We start from the raw sequence: 1,488 nt of genomic DNA, 5'->3' as shown, positions 1-1,488 counted from the left end.
GGTGCGGTGACCGGACCGCCGTGGGCCGGGGTGCTGCCGCCGCGCGGCGGCTGGCGGGCCGAGCCCGGACTGCCGGCGCCGCGGGAGCTGAGCGGGCTCGTCGCCGCGTCGGTCGCGGAGTTCCGTTCCCGTACGGAGGAACTGGCACCCGAGCTGCGTACCAGGGCCGAGCTCGACCGGATCGGGCGGGAGATCTGGTCCCGCACGGTCGCGGGGACCGGGCTTCCGGTGCGGGCGGTGCACGCCGCCCAGTCGCTGGGGTTCCTGCGGGGCGGCGAACAGGGACTGTTCTCCTCGGGGTCCTGGCTCCGGCTGCGTACGCCCTACGGGTCGGTCGCCGTGCGCCGGGCGGGCCTCGGGGCGCTGGGCCTCAGCGTGCGCTGAGGGCGGTCCGCTCACCGCCCTTCGCTGTCGTCCGGGCGGACGGCGATGTGGTCGGGTTCCAGTTCCAGCGCGACGCGGTCACGCATGTCCAGCGCCTTCGTGTACTCGGCGGGAAGCTGGAGGCGTCCGGCGCGGTCGAGCATGGCGTACTCGCGGGCGACGACGGTCTCGTGGCCGGTGGCCGCGTCGACCTCGCTGCGGCGCAGCACCTCGGTGGAGGTACGGCCGTCCCGGATGGCGACCGTGCGGCGGACCTCGCCCGCCACCGCCTGGTCGTGGGTGACGATCACGATGGTCGTGCCGAGCCGTTCGTTCGCGGTGCGGAACGCGGCGAAGATCTGCTCCGCGGTGTGGGAGTCGAGTTCGCCGGTGGGTTCGTCGGCGAGGAGTACGGAAGGGTCGCCGGCGAGGGCCACGGCGATGGCGACGCGCTGCTGCTGGCCGCCGGACATCTGATGCGGACGGCGGTCGCGGCAGTCCGCCACCTCCAGCAGCTCCAGCAGTTCCAGTACGCGTTCGGCGCGGGCCCGGCGTCCGGACCGGGAGCGGTCGCCGCGGCGGCCGGCGAGCTGCATCGGCAGGGCGACGTTCTGCGCCGAGGTCAGATAGGGGAGCAGATTGCGGGACGTCTGCTGCCAGACGAAGCCGACGACCTCGCGGCGGTAGGCGAGGCGGTCCCTGGCGGTCATCGTGAGCAGATCGCGGCCGGCCACGCGCGCCGCGCCGGCCGTGGGGGTGTCCAGGCCGGCCAGGATGTTCATCAGGGTCGACTTGCCGCTGCCGGACGCGCCCACGAGCGCCATCAACTCGCCCTCCCGCACCAGGAGATCGAGCCCCTGGAGCGCCTGCACCTCCACCCCGTCCGCGGTGAAGACACGGACCAGGCGGTCGCAGGTGATGAGCGCGTCATGGCCGTAGGCCGGGCGGTCGCGGTCGGCGGCGACGCGGTCGGCCAGCTCGGCGAGCGTGGGGTCCGAGGTCATCGGGGGCCTCCTGGGCGGGAGTCGGTCGCTGCGGCACCGTACGGGCGGGCCCTGCCACCGGGCGGCCGCACGGCCGTCCGGCCCCCGGGCCCGGAACGGGGACGGCCGTGCCACGGCCGGG

General features: G+C 75.3%; 1 protein-coding gene and 1 pseudogene. One reads left to right on the top strand and one right to left on the bottom strand.

Annotated features, from left to right (window positions below; all coding sequences use genetic code 11):
• Positions 1-384 (top strand): annotated as a pseudogene (locus tag B7767_RS26650) (hypothetical protein); the annotation flags it as partial.
• A gap of 11 nt (positions 385-395) precedes the next feature.
• Here B7767_RS26650 and B7767_RS26645 read toward each other — a convergent pair.
• A complete protein-coding gene (locus B7767_RS26645; RefSeq protein WP_085574414.1) occupies positions 396-1,367 on the bottom strand; it encodes an ABC transporter ATP-binding protein in 972 nt (323 codons plus the stop codon).
• Positions 1,368-1,488: the final 121 nt, after the last annotated feature.

The sequence above is a fragment of the Streptomyces sp. 13-12-16 genome (assembly GCF_002114215.1).
In the GTDB taxonomy this organism is placed as follows: domain Bacteria; phylum Actinomycetota; class Actinomycetes; order Streptomycetales; family Streptomycetaceae; genus Streptomyces.
The sequence above is the reverse complement of the archived record's forward strand: the minus strand, read 5'-3'. Positions and strand labels throughout refer to the sequence as shown.